General features: G+C 57.6%; 15 protein-coding genes and 4 pseudogenes. All 19 read left to right on the top strand.

Going from position 1 to position 14,766, the window contains the following annotated elements; translation table 11 throughout:
* Window positions 1-1,461: ShlB/FhaC/HecB family hemolysin secretion/activation protein (locus QZ177_RS04145; protein WP_294175616.1), on the top strand; the 1,461-nt coding region annotated here is incomplete at its 5' end.
* A gap of 712 nt (window positions 1,462-2,173) precedes the next feature.
* Window positions 2,174-2,698, top strand: a pseudogene (locus tag QZ177_RS04150) (PD-(D/E)XK nuclease family transposase); the annotation flags it as partial.
* A gap of 121 nt (window positions 2,699-2,819) precedes the next feature.
* Window positions 2,820-3,149, top strand: a pseudogene (locus QZ177_RS04155) (nuclease); the annotation flags it as partial.
* A 112-nt stretch (window positions 3,150-3,261) separates the two neighbouring features.
* Window positions 3,262-3,396: pseudogene (locus tag QZ177_RS04160) on the top strand (nuclease); the annotation flags it as partial.
* A 121-nt stretch (window positions 3,397-3,517) separates the two neighbouring features.
* Window positions 3,518-3,802, top strand: a pseudogene (locus QZ177_RS04165) (nuclease); the annotation flags it as partial.
* A 345-nt stretch (window positions 3,803-4,147) separates the two neighbouring features.
* Window positions 4,148-4,495, top strand: a complete 348-nt coding sequence (locus QZ177_RS04170) for a histidine triad nucleotide-binding protein (RefSeq protein ID WP_006193397.1) — start codon at window positions 4,148-4,150, stop codon at window positions 4,493-4,495.
* A gap of 115 nt (window positions 4,496-4,610) precedes the next feature.
* The gene (gene rpsU / locus QZ177_RS04175) at window positions 4,611-4,793 is read left to right on the top strand and encodes a 30S ribosomal protein S21 (protein ID WP_006193396.1); all 183 of its coding nucleotides are present in this window, start codon (window positions 4,611-4,613) and stop codon (window positions 4,791-4,793) included.
* A 368-nt stretch (window positions 4,794-5,161) separates the two neighbouring features.
* Window positions 5,162-6,442 carry an ArsB/NhaD family transporter gene (locus QZ177_RS04180; RefSeq protein WP_294175617.1) on the top strand — a complete coding sequence of 427 codons (1,281 nt, stop codon included), beginning with the start codon at window positions 5,162-5,164 and terminating at the stop codon, window positions 6,440-6,442.
* A 47-nt stretch (window positions 6,443-6,489) separates the two neighbouring features.
* Complete coding sequence (locus QZ177_RS04185) at window positions 6,490-6,636, top strand: hypothetical protein (protein ID WP_294175618.1); 147 nt, start codon at window positions 6,490-6,492, stop codon at window positions 6,634-6,636.
* 82 nt (window positions 6,637-6,718) lie between these two features.
* Window positions 6,719-6,991 carry a DUF4321 domain-containing protein gene (locus QZ177_RS04190; RefSeq protein WP_294175619.1) on the top strand — a complete coding sequence of 91 codons (273 nt, stop codon included), beginning with the start codon at window positions 6,719-6,721 and terminating at the stop codon, window positions 6,989-6,991.
* 12 nt (window positions 6,992-7,003) lie between these two features.
* On the top strand, window positions 7,004-7,576 hold the full coding sequence (locus QZ177_RS04195) for a Maf family protein (protein ID WP_294175620.1): 573 nt from the start codon (window positions 7,004-7,006) through the stop codon (window positions 7,574-7,576).
* Window positions 7,557-8,246, top strand: a complete 690-nt coding sequence (radC, locus tag QZ177_RS04200) for a DNA repair protein RadC (protein ID WP_265071763.1) — start codon at window positions 7,557-7,559, stop codon at window positions 8,244-8,246. The genes QZ177_RS04195 and radC overlap by 20 nt, the downstream gene beginning before the upstream one ends.
* A 110-nt stretch (window positions 8,247-8,356) precedes the next feature.
* A complete protein-coding gene (locus tag QZ177_RS04205) occupies window positions 8,357-9,397 on the top strand; it encodes a rod shape-determining protein (RefSeq protein ID WP_037370520.1) in 1,041 nt (346 codons plus the stop codon).
* Complete coding sequence (mreC, locus tag QZ177_RS04210; RefSeq protein ID WP_009646781.1) at window positions 9,394-10,470, top strand: rod shape-determining protein MreC; 1,077 nt, start codon at window positions 9,394-9,396, stop codon at window positions 10,468-10,470. Before QZ177_RS04205 ends, mreC begins: the two co-directional genes overlap by 4 nt.
* The gene (gene mreD / locus QZ177_RS04215) at window positions 10,467-10,967 is read left to right on the top strand and encodes a rod shape-determining protein MreD (RefSeq protein WP_009646784.1); all 501 of its coding nucleotides are present in this window, start codon (window positions 10,467-10,469) and stop codon (window positions 10,965-10,967) included. The genes mreC and mreD overlap by 4 nt, the downstream gene beginning before the upstream one ends.
* A gap of 81 nt (window positions 10,968-11,048) precedes the next feature.
* On the top strand, window positions 11,049-12,866 hold the full coding sequence (gene mrdA / locus QZ177_RS04220; protein WP_265071067.1) for a penicillin-binding protein 2: 1,818 nt from the start codon (window positions 11,049-11,051) through the stop codon (window positions 12,864-12,866).
* Window positions 12,867-12,978: 112 nt separating this feature from the next.
* Window positions 12,979-13,680 carry a septum site-determining protein MinC gene (gene minC / locus QZ177_RS04225; protein WP_037370517.1) on the top strand — a complete coding sequence of 234 codons (702 nt, stop codon included), beginning with the start codon at window positions 12,979-12,981 and terminating at the stop codon, window positions 13,678-13,680.
* A gap of 10 nt (window positions 13,681-13,690) precedes the next feature.
* The gene (minD, locus tag QZ177_RS04230; RefSeq protein ID WP_294175621.1) at window positions 13,691-14,494 is read left to right on the top strand and encodes a septum site-determining protein MinD; all 804 of its coding nucleotides are present in this window, start codon (window positions 13,691-13,693) and stop codon (window positions 14,492-14,494) included.
* Window positions 14,487-14,765 carry a cell division topological specificity factor MinE gene (gene minE, locus QZ177_RS04235; RefSeq protein ID WP_006193614.1) on the top strand — a complete coding sequence of 93 codons (279 nt, stop codon included), beginning with the start codon at window positions 14,487-14,489 and terminating at the stop codon, window positions 14,763-14,765. Before minD ends, minE begins: the two co-directional genes overlap by 8 nt.
* Window position 14,766: the final 1 nt, after the last annotated feature.

The following is a 14,766-nucleotide window of genomic DNA, read 5'->3' on the forward strand; positions in this document are numbered from 1 at the left end:
ATGATGCCTTTTCGCCTCTCGCGCATCGACGTCGAGCAGGACGGCACGCAGCTCTCCACCAAGGCTCTCGACGAAAAAATCGCGCCGTACCTTCGCCGCCCGATTTCTGAAGCCGACATCAACGACCTGCTCGCCGAACTCACCGACTACGCACGCAGCCACGGCTACCCTGCGGCAGCCGCCTATCTGCCGGCGCAGTCGAATGCGGACGGCACACTCACCATCCGCATCCTCGCTGGACGCTACGGCAAAATCACCGTCGAAAACAGCGCCGCCATCAGCGACGCGAAAATCAAGCGGCTCGCCCATGCACTCAAAGAAGGCGCACCCATCGAAGGGAAGCCATTGGAAACCGCGCTCTACAACATCTCCGCCCTCGGCGGCATCGAAGCGGCGGGACTTCTCTCGCCGGGCACAGCCTTCGGCACGGGCGACCTCACGATCCGTGTCAAGGACGGCAAGCGCCAAAGCTATGTCCTCTACAGCGAGAACTACGGCAGCGAACCCTCGGGCCGCTACCGCTTCGGTCTGCAAGGGAGCTTTGAAAACCTCACGAAGAGTGGCGACCGTCTGAACCTGGGGCTGACCCTCTCCAACAAAGATCTGCACAACTACAGTATCAGCTACAGCCACCCCGTCGGCGCCGACGGCACCACGCTCGGCATTGGCGTCAGCCGCATGGACTACGAGCTATCGGGAGCTTTCCGCACGCTCGGCGCAGAAGGCACGGCGGACACCTTGAGCATCTTCGGCACGACGCCGCTCTGGCGCACGGCACAAAGCTCGCTCGCCGTCTCCTACGGCTGGGACTGGCGCAGGCTCAAGGACGAGTACAAGAAGGTCGGCATGGAGCTTGAAAAGCACAGCAGCACCTTCCATCTCGGCATCAAAGGGGCAGAGCGTCAATATCGCACCTCGTGGAGCTACGACCTCACGGGCTACTGCGGACATCTCGGCGCGGACTCTGACTGGGCGCGTCGGCAGATGAAGCGTGCAGGTACGGAAGGCAGCTTCACGAAAGCCGTGCTGAACCTCAACCTGCGCCACGAGATCAGCGACCGCTGGAACATCAGCCTCAAGGCGCAGGCGCAGAAAGCCGGAACGAACCTCGACAGCTCGGAAGAAATCTACCTCGGCGGAGCGAATGGTGTACGCGCCTACCCGCAGGGCGAAGCCTCGGGCGACAATGGCGTTCTCGGGAGTCTGGAACTGTCGTATCGGACGGATGTGCCGAACCTCGTTCTCAGCACCTACTTCGACATGGGGCGCGTGCAGTACGCCAACGACGGAAAAGACGGCAGCGAAACCCTCAAAGGCTGGGGCATCGGCATCTCTTACAGCCGCCCCGGCGACTACTTCCTGCGCCTCGACTGGGCGCGACGCATCGGCCTCGCCAATAACGCAAGCGACGACGCCAAGGCAAAGAACCGCCTGTGGTTCATGGTCGGCAAGGTCTGGTAAGAGAAAAGCAAAAGAGCGTGATACACAAAAAGCAACAGACCGCACACAATTCGGCTGCAAAAACAAGCGAAATGGCAGCCGACAGACAGCAGCCCCCTTCTTGTTGCAAGAGAAGGGGGCTGCTTTTCTGCGAGGAAGCGATAAATATGTGGAAATGAAGGAAAATCCCGAACTTGCCGCTATTTTTTCCGACAATGGCATGCCGTAAGCCTCTGTTTGGCAATCGTCCGGTGCATCTGTCTGCCAACGAATCTTGCGACCGTCTTGGTGATCTGAGCTGTGACGGACGCCGTCTTTGCCAAGTGGAGGGTGCATCGTTAGATTGTATCAAAGTTAGGGGTAAGACGGATGTCTAATGCGTGAAAATGATACAAAGGCTATCGCCGTCATACGCTGTGAAACCACAGTCTGCAAGGGCTTTCAGAGATCTCCTTGTCTGGAAGCCCGTTGATTTTTGACGATGGTCAGCGATTTTTCGCTCGATGGAAGCTCGACCAACTGGCAGGGGTGTCAAAGCCTTTGACACCCCTATGGTGCACCCGAAAGGAAAAATATCAGAGTTCATGAAGCCTTACGGGAACTGGCATCACGAGCATTTTTAGGACTCGGATTTTTGACGCCCCTGGATGTTTCACCGAAATTTTCAGCCTTGACAATCTCTGCCGTAGTGCATACCATGATAGTAGAACAAGGTGAGGAGGCTATAGGCGCGGTGAGAATCATCAAGAAGGACATTCCTGCGGAATATAGTGTACTGATTCAAAAATTTCGCTTGATAGACGATACGTTTTTCAACGTATGTTTTGACAACTATGTCGAGGGAATGCAGCTCCTGCTGCGTATCTTCTTTGACCGCGACGATCTCGTTGTCAAGCATGTCGTCACGCAGCAGAGCGCGGACAATCTCTATGGTCGTGGCGTGCGTTTCGACGTGTTGGCAGAAGATCGCGAGGGGAAGCTTTACGACTGCGAGGTGCAGCGTGCAAACGAAGGCGCGATCCCGCGTAGGGCGCGCTATAACAGCAGCATGATGGACTCGCGTGCATTGGCAAAAGGAGAGGATTTCTCCGCGCTTCCCGAAACATGGGTGATCTTCATTACGGAAAACGACATCTATGGCGAGGGCTGCCCTCTGTACCATGTGGAGCGAATCATAGAGGAGCTTCAGCGACCATTTGATGATGGAGCACATATTCTTTACGTCAACGGTGCGAATCGCGATGATACACCGCTCGGGACGAGCGGTCAACGTCGACCGCTCGTCTGCATCCTTCGGATTTGACTTGCGGGACGTTTTCGCATACGACCTATTAACCAATCAGCTGCATGCTTTGCACTTGCTTCTTGGATAGGTCAGCATGATGCAGGATTTCTTCTGTGAGAATCCCCAAAAGATGAAGTATAAGGAGCTTGCCCAAAGAGCGGATTACTTTAAGGCAGAAGCAGAGGGGGTACATACCATGTGCGAACTGATGGAGAAATTCGGCGAGAGGAAATTGGAAGAAGGGCGTATGGAAGGACGCCTTGAGGGGCGTGCTGAGGGACGTGCTGAGGGACGTGTCGAATCGGCTCGTCGGACGGCGGCGGCTTTAATTGCTTTGGGGAAACTCACACTTTCCCAGATTGCTGAAGCAACACAGTTGTCCCAGGAAGAAGTTGAACGCTTGGCAGGGTCAACAGGAGCATAAGAGAAGATCGACTGTTCCTCAACATTTTGCCCGAGAGAAAGCTACTGGTTACATTCGGTGTGTGGCATCTCTCGGGTTTTTGTTGCTAAAATTTCTGGCCTTCCGGAAACATGAAAATGACATCTATGAAGAGGGATTTCCTCTGTACCATGTGGAGCGAATCATAGAGGAGCTTCAGCGACCGTTTGATGATGGAGCACATATCCTCTACGTCAACGGGTCGAACCGTGATGATACGCCGCTTGGGACGAGCGGTCAACGTCGACCGCTCGTCTGCATCCTTCGGATTTGACTTGCGGGACGTTTTCGCATACGACCTATTAACCAATCAGCTGCATGCTTTGCACTTGCTTCTTGGATAGGTCAGCATGATGCAGGATTTCTTTTGCGAGCGTCCGGAGCAGATGAATTACAAAGAACTTGCCCAAAGAGCGGATTACTTTAAAGCAGAAGCAGAGGGGGTAAATGCTATGTGCGAACTGATGGAAAAATTCGGAGAGAAGAAATTGGAAGAGGGGCGTGAGGTAGGCCGCATTGAAGGACACCGTGAGGGAATGATCGATATGGCACGTTCCTTGCTCACGCTGAACGTCCCTGTCGAGGTGATCGAGAAGTCGAGTGGTTTGACGCGTGCGGAGATTCTGGCACTGTAAGACGTGTTTGCCGAGTGGTTTTGAGATCCGTTGCTCTATTCAAAAACTTACCCGAGAAAAATTTCGCCGTCGATATTTGGTGCGCGGAATTCCTCGGGTTTTTTGTGTTATTAGGGATAATGCTTTTATCTTGGTGCAATTGTCAACAAAAACTGGACATAAAAATTCCAAAAATAGTCATAAAAAAGCTAAATGTCAGACAAACCCTATCGAAGAGTTAGACAACCGTTGAAAACGGAGCGTTTCTTCCCAATCTTTTCTCTGGCGGCAGGTTTTTCGCCATGAAAGTCGAATGATGGTGATAAGGGCGAAGATTACAGCGATTTTTGAAGGGAGGTGGAAAAGATGGCAGACTGCATTTTTTGCCGTATCGCGGCGAAGGAGATTCCCGCGACAGCGGTCTACGAAGATGATTCCGTCATCGCCTTCAAGGATCTTGAGCCGCAGGCGCCCGTGCATGTACTCATCATTCCGAAGAAGCATATCAAGAGTTTGCTCGGCTTGACGCAGGAAGACAGAGCACTCGTCGCGCACATCCATGTCGATGTCGTGCCGCAGCTTGCAAAGGAACTGGGACTTGCGGAAAAAGGCTTCCGCGTCGTCGTCAATACGGGCGAGGAAGGCGGGCAGACCGTCGGGCATCTGCACTTTCATCTCTTGGGCGGACGTTCCATGCAATGGCCGCCTGGTTGATGGTTGACATCAAAAAGGGAAATCATGTATAATGTTAGCGTGCACGATGCAGTGTTGGCAATTTTCATGCCTGCCTTCCCGTGCGCCCCAAATCTAGTGGAGGGGGGGAAGAACAATGGCAAATGAGGTCAAAGTAGGAAAGAACGAAACGATCGACAGTGCTCTCCGCAGATTCAAGCGTACCTGCCAGAAGGCTGGTACTTTGGCAGAAGTTAGGAAACGTGAACATTACGAGAAACCGAGCGTCAAGCGCAAGAAGAAGTCCGAGGCGGCTCGTAAGCGCAAGTTCCGCGCATGATGATTCGTGATGGAAGCGTGTGAGAGAAGCTGAAACAAAAATCCGCAAAGCGTATGCTCTGCGGATTTTTTTCTTGCGCCATCTGGCGGAATCCTGATGAAAACGACAGAGAAAACATCTGCTCCGAGAAGAAATAAGAAAAAATAATATAAATATACAAGGACTCTTTCCAAACTTACGATAATCTGCTATAATAGGCGCAGGACAATTCAATAAGTGAAATTTAGGCGGAGTCTGTTCAATCAAGGGCTCCGTCTATTTTTCGGTCGGCTGTCCGTCGTTCTTCTGCCTCTCCAGCTTGACGGGGGAGGGCGGACAGAAAGGTGCAGGAGACTGTCTGGCAGACAGTCAAATTCAAGGAGGTTTTTATGGAACAGGAAACAATAGCTGGTATCATCTTCGTTGCGATGTATGCGGTGATCGTCTCTGAGAAGATCCATCGCACGATCATTGCGATGATCGGCGCAATCCTCATGATCGTCATGGGCATCATGACGCAGGAGACCGCCGTTCACCACATCGATTTCAACACGCTCGGGCTTCTGATCGGCATGATGATCATTGTCGCCATCACGAGCAAGACGGGACTCTTCAATTTTATCGCCGTCTGGGCGGCGAAAAAGGCGAAGGCCGACCCCGTGAATCTCTTGGTCTACTTGTCACTGATCACGGCTGTTTGCTCGGCGTTTCTCGACAACGTGACGACGGTTCTCTTGATGGTGCCGGTCACGTTCAGCATCACGACGAAGCTCCATGTCGATGTTATGCCGTATCTTTTGGCGCAGGTCATCGCATCGAACGTTGGCGGCACGGCGACGCTCATCGGCGATCCGCCGAACATCATGATCGGCAGCGCCGTCAAGGAACTGACGTTTGCAGCGTTCATTGAGAACCTTGCGATCATCTCGATCATCAACCTCATCCTCATCACGGCGATCTTCGTTCTGCTCTATCGCAAGCATTTGACGACGAAGCCCGAACTCAAGGCTCTCGTGATGCAGGAGAACGAGTGGGACGAGCTCAAAGACATCCCGCTTCTCAGGAAGTGTCTGTTCGTGCTCGGACTGGTCATCTTGATGTTCTTCCTGCATTCGCTCACGGGCCTTGAGTCTTCGCTCATCGCGATTGCGGGCGCGTTCCTCCTGCTCCTTCTGGTCGGCAAGGAAGAGTTCGTCGAGCACGCGATGCACGGCGTCGAGTGGCCGACGATCTTCTTCTTCATCGGTCTCTTTATCGCCGTCGGTGGCCTCGTGGAAACGGGCGTCATCCGCGATCTCGCGGTGCAGGGCGTCAATCTCACGGGCGGTGACGTGACGAAGACGTCGATGCTCGTCCTGTGGATGAGCGCGATCGTTTCGGCTTTCCTCGACAACATTCCGTTCGTTGCGACGATGATTCCGCTGATTCAGGATATGGGCGCGATGGGCGTCTCGAATCTTGAGCCGGTCTGGTGGAGCCTCGCGCTTGGCGCCTGCCTCGGGGGCAACGGCACGATCATCGGCGCTTCCGCGAACGTCATCGTCGCGGGCATGGCAGCGGAGAGGGGCGTTCCCATGACGTTCGTCCGCTTCATGATGGTCGGCTTCCCGCTGATGATCCTGACGATCCTCACGTCGACGGTCTACGTCTACCTGCGCTATCTCATGTAATCTGTATTTTTGCCTCCCTCGCTTGCGGGGGAGGCTTTCTTTTTTCTATGCGGCACGCGAAAGAAATGACCTTAGTCGAGCAGGATTTATGTCGCGCGGCTAGAAAAGAGGCAGAAGCAATTAAAATCATTGTGCAGCGCCGTTTGACTGTCGATGCATTCGCTGAAGGATCGCTGATAAATGAAGTCGCCTGAATGTGCAAAAATGGGCGATTGAGGGGATCAGCGATTTCCTGAATCGTCGAGGCAAGCGGTGTTTCCTTTGGAGGGATTTTCTGTGAAATTTTCTTCGGGGCGCGGCTTTGGCATGTGCGCCGTATTTGTTTTTACCGGCGCGGTGCTCGGTGGACTCTTGGGTGAGGCTCTGCGCGGCGTGGAGGCGCTTTCTTCGATTGCGCCGCTTCTTTCCGAGACGCATCCGGCGTTCGTCTTGGCGCCCGTGGCGATCAATCTCTTCGTCGTCAGCGTCAGTTTCGGCCTTTCTTTCACGCCGAACATCATGAGTCTCGTCGGCGTCATCGTCGCGCTCGTTCTTTTCCGACGTTATTGAGGAGGAATATTCATGTTCATCCTGGCATCGGCTTCGCCGCGCCGCCGCGATCTTCTCGCGCAGATCGGCGCTTCGTTCCGCGTGGAAGTGAGCGAGGCTGAAGAGGTGCGCGAGGCGAAGACGGCGGAGGAGCTTGTCCGCGTCAATGCGCTCGCCAAGGCACGCGCCGTGGCGGCGCACGCGGCGCTTCCCGTGCTCGGCGCTGATACCGTCGTCGCGCTCGCCGGACGCATCTTCGGCAAGCCTGCAGATGAGAGGGAGGCGCACGAGATGCTCGCCGCGCTCTCGGGGCGTGCGCACGACGTTCTGACGGGCGTCGCCTGGTGCAGGGGCGGCAAAGAGTTCTCGACGGTCGAGAAGACGCGCGTCTTCTTTGCCGCACTTTCAAAAGAGATGATCGCGCGTTACGTCGCTACGGGCGAGCCTTTGGGCAAGGCGGGCGCCTATGCCGTGCAGGGGCGTGCCGCCGTCTTCGTCGAACGCATCGAAGGCTCGTTCTCGAACGTCGTCGGACTGCCGCTTCATGCGGCGGCTCATCTTGCAGAAAAAGCGGGGGTCGATCTCTATGACGCTTCTCGTGCGTGATCTGCCCGCCGACGAGCGGCCGCGCGAAAGGCTTCTGGCCGAGGGCGCGGCGAGCCTTTCCAACACGGAACTTCTCGCCGTTCTCCTGCGCACGGGCGTCAAGGACGACTCGGTGCTCCGCGTCGCCGAGAAGGTGCTCGCGCTCTACAAGGAGCGCGGACTCGCCGCCATCACGCAGATGAGCGCGAAGGAGCTTTCGTCCATCAAGGGCGTGGGCATGGCGAAGGCGGCGACGATCCTCGCCGCCGTCGAACTCGGACGCCGCCTCGCGCTCAAGGCGGCAGAGGAGCGGACAATCGTGCACGGCCCAGCGGATGCCGCTTCCTATGTCATGCCGCGCTTTCGCTTCGAGCGCAGGGAGCACTTCGCCGTGCTGCTTTTGAATGCGAAAAACCACATCCTTGCCTTGAAGACGATTTCCGTGGGAACGCTCACATCTTCCGTCGTTCATCCGCGCGAGGTGTTCCAGGCGGCGATCGAGCAGTCGGCGGCGGCCGTCATCCTTGTCCACAATCATCCGTCGGGCGATCCTGCGCCGAGCGGCGAGGATCTCGCCGTGACGCGCCGCATGGTGGAGGCGGGGGAGATCATGGACATCCCCGTGCTCGATCACGTCATCGTAGGTTATGATAAATTTATTTCCCTAAAAGAAGAAGGTATGATACAATAGAACTCGTATCTTCATCAGCCATTATATCTATGATTGACGAGGCTTTTTGACAGATTTTTGCAGACGTGTTTTATGGGATGCGTGTGAAGAGAAGGGAGTTTTATTTCAACATGTGGAGTCTTTTTGGTGGCTTGTCCCGCGATATGGGCATCGACCTTGGAACCGCGAATACATTGGTGCATGTGAAAGGCAGGGGCATCGTTCTGCGCGAGCCGTCTGTCGTAGCGATAAAGAGTGAGAACGGCGAGGTGCTCGCTGTCGGTGAGGACGCGAAGCGCATGATTGGCAGGACGCCGGGCAACATTATCGCCATCCGTCCAATGAAGGACGGCGTCATCGCCGACTTCGACGTGACGCAGGCGATGCTCAAGTACTTCATCCGAAAGTCGATGAATACGAAGTCCTTCGTGCGCCCGCGCGTCGTCGTCGGCGTTCCTTCGGGCGTGACCGAGGTCGAAAAACGTGCTGTCATCGATGCGGCGCAGCAGGCGGGAGCGCGTGAAGCCTACCTCATCGAAGAGCCGATGGCGGCGGCGATCGGCGCAGGGCTTCCTGTCGAGGAAGCGACGGGAAGCATGGTCGTCGACATCGGCGGCGGTACGACGGAGATTGCCGTCATCTCGCTCGGCGGCATCGTCACGAGCCGCTCGATCCGCATCGGCGGCGACGAGATGGATTCGTCCATCGTGCAGTACATCAAGCGCCAGTACAACCTCATGATCGGCGAGCGCACGGCGGAGGAAATCAAGATCACGATCGGCTCCGCCATCGTGACGCCCGACGTTGACCGTGAAATGGACATCCGCGGACGCGACCTCGTCAGCGGTCTGCCGAAGACGCTCTCGATCCGCGCGAGCGAGGTCAGGGATGCTCTGAATGAGCCGATCTACAAGATCGTCGACGCCGTCAAAGGCACGCTTGAAAAGACGCCGCCGGAGCTGGCGGCCGATGTCATGGATCACGGCATCATGATGACGGGCGGCGGCGCGCTCCTGACGAACCTAGATAAACTGCTGAGCCACGAGACGGGCATGCCCGTCCTCATCGCGGAAGACCCCTTGTCCTGTGTCGGCGAAGGCACGGGCAAGTCGCTTGAAAACATCGAGCTTCTAAAGCGCGTCGTGATGATCTCTAAGAAGTTGAGACAATGAGCCGCATACGCAGAGACGACCAGGACTCGAACCGCAAGGTCTGGCTGCTCCTCGTTGCGCTCGTCTGCGTCCTCTGCCTCGTGTTCTTTGCGGGAAAGGGCAGGTTTCAGTCCCCCTTCCTGAGCCGCGCCGCCGAGACGGTGCTGCGTCCCCTCCAGTCCGCGACGGCCTGGGTGGGAGACAAGATCCACAGCCTCGGTACGGAGTTTTGGGAAGTCTATTACGTCTACGACCAGAATCGTATGCTGAAGAACGAGGTGGAAGGGCTGCGCGTGCAGAATCTCGAAGCGAACGAAGCGCTTGCTGAAAATGCACGCCTCAAGGCGCTTCTCGGCTACAAGCAGACGAAGACGCAGTTCGACCTCGTGGCAGCCCGCGTCATCGGGCGCGACTATGCGACGTGGTCGGGCGTCATCGTCATCGACCGCGGTACATCGAGCGGCGTGCATGAGAACATGCCCGTCGTGACGGAGAAGGGACTCGTCGGCGTCGTCGTTGAGGCCGCGCCGTACTCCTCGAAGGTGCGGCTGATCCTCGACCCGCGCGCCGCCGTCGGCACGATCGTGCAGCGGCAGGAGTCGCGCGTCGCGGGCATCGTCGAGGGCGATCCAGCCAATCCCCTGATGCCGCGCATGAAAAACATTCCGAAGTCCGCCGATGTCGTCGAGGACGACGTCGTCGTGACGTCGGGCTACGGCGGCGTCTATCCGAAGGGGCTTCTCGTCGGCACGGTCAAAGCGTTGAAGAACGACGAGGGCGGCCTGTTGAAGTACGCCGTCTTAGAGCCTGCCGTCGACTTCCAGCGTTTGGAGGATGTCGCCGTCATCGTGGCGTCGCGCGAGGCGCCGCCCGCACCGATCACGCCGCCCGCGCAGACGCCGGGCACGGAGACGGACCCGGCGGCAGAGAAGGCGGCAGCAGAAGCGGCGAAGCGTGCGGCATCGCAGCCTGCGCCTGCTCCCGCTCAGCCGGCCGCACCGGCGCAGCCGAAGCAGCCGGCGAAACAGCAGAACGCCCAGCCTGCCGTGCAGCCGCAGGGCGCACAGAAGCGCGAGGCAGGTGCGCGGCCATGATCAGCTACCGCAGGATCTTCTTTTGGCTTGCGTTCGTGATCGCACTCTTCGTCCTGCAGACCTCATTTTTCCCCGTATTTTCATGGAACGGCGTTTCGGTGAACCTCATGCTGGTTCTTACCGTTTCGTGGAGCCTCCTTTACGGGGCGCGCCGCGGTGCTTTTCTGGGCTTTATGACGGGACTCCTGCAGGATCTCACCACGGGCATGTTCTTCGGCATGGACGTCTTCGCCCTGACGATCATCGGCTATGCCACGGGCGCATTTTCGCGCAACGTGTTCAAGGATCCCGTGTTCCTGCCTGCGATGGCGACGATGTGGGCGACGGCCGCGCACTATTTCTTTGTGCTCGTTCTCATGCTGCTTCTCGGCTACGGCTTCAGTCTGCTCTATGTTGTCAAGACACTTCTTCCGGCGCTTTGCTGGAACGTTCTTTTCGCCTACCCCGTCTATCGCGCGGCGAGCCGCATGCAGTCGTGGCTGGGGCGGCGAAAGTAACGGCCGGGGCGCAGCGCCTCTCAGGGAAAAGATCAAGGCGCCTTGCGGGGCGTCTTCTTGTCTGAATGGGGAGATATACCTTTGGAAGAAAATGAAAACGAGTATGCAGGGCGCATGCATGTGCTCGGCGGCGTCATCGTCGCCGTCATCGTTGTGCTTCTGCTGCGGCTCGTCTATCTCCAGATCTACGACGGCGACTATTATGCGAGCCTTGCGGACGGCAACCGCATCCGCATCATCCCGAGCGTCGCGCCGCGCGGCAATTTCTTCGACCGCAACGGCACGCCTCTCGTCATGAACCGCCCGAGCTTCACCGTGTCGCTCTTGCCACTGTCGGGTACGATTCCCGAGGACGTCATCGAGCGATTGTCCGTGCTCCTTCATGTGCCGACGGAAGAGATTCACAAGAAGATCGACGCGCATGTCGGCTTCGATCCCATACGCATCAAGCAGGACATCGGCCCTGAAGTCTATACGATCATCGAGGAACAGCGCGACAAGTATCCGGGCGTCATGATCGAGGCGCAGCCGATCCGCGATTACGTCTACAAGACGTGGGGCGCACACGTCTTCGGTTACGTCAGCGAGATCAGCAACGAGGAACTGGAAAAGCGCAAGGCGGAAGGCTACAAGTCGGGCGACATCGTCGGCAAGTTTGGCTTGGAGCGCGTCTACGACAAGACGGTGCGCGGCACGGACGGCGGCAGGCAGGTCGAAGTTGATGTCGCGGGCAAGCCCGTGAACAATCTCGGTACGAAGGAGCCGATCGCGGGCAACGACCTCGTCCTCACGATCGATGCGACGATTCAGGTCGCCGCCGAACGCGCCATCGATCAGCAGCTTTCCGCCATCGGCGCCAATGCGGCGGCGGCGGTCGTCATGAATCCGCAGACGGGCGAGGTGCTCGCCCTCGTGAGCCGTCCGTCCTTTGATCCGAACCTCTTCGTCAATGGCATATCGACGAAGGATTGGAAGGTTATCAACGAGAATCCGTATCATCCGATGGACAACAAGGCGATCACAGGCGAATATCCGCCAGGATCGACCTTCAAGATTGTCACGGGCACCGCTGCGCTGCAGGAAAACGTCGTCTCGCCGAATGAGATCATCTACGACTCGGGACGTCATTGGATCATCCCAAAGGGCAATGCGGGCGGCGAAGCGCTCGGCCCTATCAATTTCATCCAGGCGCTCGCCCACTCGGACAACGTCTACTTCTATGAGATGGGCAATCGACTTGGCGTCGACCGCCTCGGCGAGTATGCGCGCATGTTCGGCGTCGGCTCGAAGACGGGCATTGACCTGCCCTACGAGGCCGAAGGTCTCGTGCCGAGCCGCGAGTACAAGAAGAAGGTCTACGAGGACGACTGGTATCTGTCGGAGACCTTCGATGCGGCGATTGGGCAGGGATTCGACCTTGTGACGCCGCTGCAGGCGGCCGCCATCATGGGGACGATTGCAGCGAACGGTGACCGCTATCAGCCGCATCTCGTGCAGCGCATCGTAGGACCTGACGGCAATACGGTTGAGACGATAAAGCCCAAGCGCATCGGCAGGCTCGATGTGCGCCCCGAGGTCATCGCGCTCGTGCAGCAGGGACTCAGGGACGTCACGAAGTACGGCACGGCGGCGGCGGCCTTTGGCGCGAAGTATCCCGTCGACATCGCGGGCAAGACGGGGACGGCGGAGAACTCGCACGGGCGCGACCACGGCTGGTTCGTTGCCTATGGGCCGTTCAACAACCCGACGATCGTCGTCGCGGTCATCGTCGAGCAGGGCGGCTTCGGCTCTCTGTCCGCCGTGCCGATCGGCAAGAAGATCCTCGACGCGGCTTTTGGCCTCGATACGCCCGAAGTCAAAGCTGTTCGTCAAGAAGTGGCGGCGCGGCAGAAATCTTGATATAATAGAATCGTATTACAGCAAGGAGAAACGACAGGGCAAATGCACCGAAGCCGTTTCTTGACCCTTTGTGCGGCGCATCGTCGCACACGCACGCAAAAGCGAGGAAATCATGGAGAAAGAAAGCGTATTGTTCAAGGGGCTGAAGACGGGGCTTCTGCTCGTGCTGGTGGGAAAGCCCGAGTTTTCTGTTGTTGAGCGCGAGATTCGTGAAAAGCTGGAATCGAGCGCCCTGTTCTTTCGGCGCGGCACGGTCATCGAGTGGCGCACGGGGACGTTCACGGCGAAGGAAAGCCTCGCTCTGAAGAAGCTCTTCCTGCAGCACGGTTTGTACTTCCGTGAGATGAAGGAAGAAGCTGATGCAAAGAAGCCTGTCGTCAGCGCGGTGAGCGGGGCGGCGGCAGCGGCGCGGGCGGGAGCCGTCCTCGGCAGGAAGAAGGCGGAGTCTTCCGAGATGAAGACAGAGCCGGACGCGGACAAGAAGGACGTGCAGATGCTCGTCGTGAACCGCACGCTTCGCGGCGGGCAAGAGGTGCAGAGCCAAGGCTCGGTGCTCGTTCTCGGCAACGTGAACCCCGGGGCGCAGGTCATCGCAGGCGGCAGCATCGACATTCGCGGCACTTGCCGCGGCATCGTCCATGCGGGCGCCTATGGCGACAGGGACGCCATCATCATCGCGGATCACCTGATGCCCGTGCAGATCCGCATCGCCGATGTCATAGCGCAGTCGCCCGAGCAGTATGAGAAGCCGGAGCTTGCCGAAAGGGCGAGCGTGCAGGATGGACGAATCGTGATTGAACCGATAGAAAGGTAGGAAGCAGCCGATGGCAGAAGTTATCGTTATCACCTCAGGCAAGGGAGGAGTCGGCAAGACGACGACCACGGCGAATATTGGCGTGGGACTCGCGAAGCGCGGCAAGAAGGTCGTGCTCATCGACACCGATACGGGGCTCAGGAATCTCGATTTGCTCCTAGGACTCGAACGCCGCATCGTCTATACACTCGTCGACGTCATCCAGAAGCGCACGACGTACAAGCGGGCGCTCGTGCGCCACAAGAAGTATGAGACGCTCTTCTTGATGCCGACGTCACAGGTCGCGGACAAGTCGGCGATCGAACCCGAGCAGATGAAGGAACTCATCACTGAGATGAAGGGAGAGTTCGACTACATCCTCGTCGACTGCCCGGCGGGCATCGAGCAGGGCTTCCAGACGGCGGTCATCGCAGCGGATTGGGCGATCGTCGTCACGATGCCCGAGATCGCCGCCGTGCGCGACGCCGATAAGATCATCGGCAGACTGCAGAACGACGGCAAGGAGATCAAGCTCGTCGTCAACCGCATTCGCTCGCAGATGGTCAAGGACGGCACGATGCTCGACATGGATGCGATCAACGACATCCTGTCCCTGCCGTGCATCGGACAGATTCCCGACGATGAGAAGGTCATCGATTCGGCGAACCGCGGCGAGCCGGTCATTGACAATGCGAACTCGCTCGCAGGCAAGGCGTATGCCAACGTCGTCTCGCGCATCATGGGCGAGGATGTGCCCTTTCTTGAAGCACCGAACGAGGGCTTCCTGCAGCGGCTCAAGAACATGATCCTCGGAAGGGGGAAGCGTGATGATTGAAGCTTTGCTCAAGATTTTCGGCAAGCAGGGCAAGTCGTCGCGCGAGATCGCCCATGATCGTTTGAAGGTCGTCCTGATCCACGACCGCTTGAGCGTTTCGCCCGAGGTCATGGACAAGATCAAGACCGACATCATCCACGTCATTTCTAACTATGTGGAGATCAATCAGAAGGACATGGAGATCTCGCTCGCCAACGATCAGGATTCCGTCGCGCTCATCGCGAACATTCCCGTGAGCCGAATGAAGCCCAAGGAAAGCAGCAGACGCTAGG

Origin of the sequence: uncultured Selenomonas sp. (genome assembly GCA_905372355.1) — a bacterium.
Classification (GTDB): Bacteria; Bacillota; Negativicutes; order Selenomonadales; family Selenomonadaceae; genus Selenomonas.